General features: G+C 65.8%; 2 protein-coding genes. Both read left to right on the forward strand.

The genetic code is table 11. The features are described from left to right. Positions 1 to 92 precede the first annotated feature (92 nt). Positions 93 to 1,052 (forward strand): CoA ester lyase, encoded by a 960-nt coding sequence (locus EOA27_RS33195; protein ID WP_127258379.1) that lies wholly within the window; start codon positions 93 to 95, stop codon positions 1,050 to 1,052. Positions 1,053 to 1,072: 20 nt separating this feature from the next. After that, the coding region (locus EOA27_RS33200; RefSeq protein ID WP_127258381.1) for a malate--CoA ligase subunit beta at positions 1,073 to 2,169 on the forward strand (1,097 nt) is incomplete at its 3' end.

Raw genomic sequence — 2,169 nt, forward strand, 5'->3', positions numbered from 1 at the left:
CCTGGCGCCGGGCTCGGGCGTCGCCGCGGCGATCGAGCACTTCCGCCGCACGGCCGAAATGCCAGTCGCCAAGGCGGCATAAGGGGCGCGCCATGAGCCACACCATCAACCACCTGAAGAAACTCAGGCTCCAGCGCAGCGAGCTGGCCGTTCCGGGCTCCAGCCCGGAGATGATCGACAAGGCGGCGAACAGCGCCGCCGACTTCGTCTTTCTCGACATCGAGGATGCGGTGGCGCCGCCCGACAAGGAGCGCGCCCGCAAGAACATCATCCAGGCGCTGAACGACATCGACTGGCGCGCCAAGGGCAAGACCGTCTCGGTGCGCATCAACGGCCTCGACACCCATTACATGTACCGCGACGTCGTCGACGTCATGGAACAGGCCGGCGACAAGCTGGACACCATTCTGGTGCCGAAGGTCGGCGTGCCCGCCGACCTCTATATGGTCGAGGCCATGGTCAACCAGGTCGAGATGGCCAAGGGCTTCAAGACCCGCGTCGGCCTGGAAGCGCTGATCGAGACGGCGCTCGGCATGGCCAATGTCGAGGCGATCGCCGCCACGCCGGGGCGGCTGGAGGCGATGCATTTCGGCGTCGCAGACTATGCCGCGAGCAACAAGGCGCGGACCGTCAACATCGGCGGCCTCAACCCCGACTATCCCGGCGATCAGTGGCATTTCGCGCTGTCGCGCATGACGGTCGCTTGCCGCGCCTATGGCCTGCGCGCCATCGACGGGCCGTTCGGCGATTTCTCCGATCCCGGAGGCTACAAGGCGGCCGCAAGGCGCGCCGCCGCGCTCGGCATTGAAGGCAAATGGGCAATCCACCCTTCGCAGATCGCTTTGGCCAACGACGTGTTTTCGCCGCCGGAGAAAGAGGTCACCCGCGCCCGCCGCATCCTCGAGGTGCTGAAGGAGGCGGAGGCGCTGGGCAAGGGCGCAGCCGCGCTCGACGGCAAGATGATCGACGCCGCGTCGGAACGCATGGCGCGCAATGTGCTGGTGGTCAACGAAGCGATCGAGCGCGCCGGCCAGGTTCACGCCGCGCAGTAAAAAAAAACTGGGAGGACAAGATGGACATCCACGAATACCAGGCCAAGGAACTGCTTGCCCGCCACGGCGTGCATGTGCCGCGCGGCGGCCTCGCCTACAGCCCCGAGCAGGCGACCTACCGCGCGCGCGAGATCGGCGGCTCGAAATGGGTGCTAAAGGCGCAGGTTCATTCCGGCGCGCGCGGCAAAGTCGGCGGGATAAAACTCTGCTCGAATGACGAGGAGATCTCCAACGCCGCGGAAGCCATGCTCGGACGCAAGCTGGTGACGCAGCAGACCGGCCCGCGCGGCAAGCTGATCTCGCGCCTCTATCTGGAGGAAGCCGTCGACATCGCGCAGGAGCTCTATCTCGGCTTTGTGCTCGACCGGAAGGAAGAGCGCGTCATGATCGTGGCGTCGGCAGCCGGTGGCATGGAGATCGAGGACATCTCCGAAAAGCAGCCGGATTCCATCATCCGCGCCACCGTCGATCCCGGTGTCGGCATGCAGGGTTTTCAGGCGCGCGAGATCGCCTTCGGCCTCGGGCTCGAAAGCGGCCTGATCGGCAAGGCGACGGAAACCATCCTCGGCTGCTACCAGGTGTTCCGCGACTACGACGCCTCGATGCTGGAGATCAATCCGCTGGTGGTGACGCGCGACGGCAGCCTGGTCGCGCTCGACGCGAAGATGTCGTTCGACGAGAACGCGCTGTTCCGCCGCCCGGAAATCTCCGAGCTGCGCGACAAAAGCCAGGAAGACCCGCGCGAGACCTTCGCCAGCGACCGCGGCCTCTCCTATGTCGGTCTGGACGGCAATATCGGCTGCATCATCAACGGCGCTGGCCTCGCCATGGCGACGATGGACATGATCAAGATCGCCGGCGGCGAGCCGGCCAACTTCCTCGACATCGGCGGCGGCGCCTCGCCGGAGCGCGTGGCAAAATCCTTCCGCGCCGTGCTCGGCGACAAACAAGTCGAGACCATCCTGGTCAACATCTTTGCCGGCATCAACCGCTGCGACTGGGTGGCCGAAGGCGTCATCAAGGCGATCCGCGAGGTCGGCGTCGACGTGCCGTTGGTGGTGCGCCTTTCCGGCACCAAGGTCGAGGAAGGGCGCAAGATCCTGGCCGACTCCGGCGA

This window comes from Mesorhizobium sp. M2A.F.Ca.ET.037.01.1.1 (genome assembly GCF_003998075.1).
Classification (GTDB): Bacteria; Pseudomonadota; Alphaproteobacteria; order Rhizobiales; family Rhizobiaceae; genus Mesorhizobium.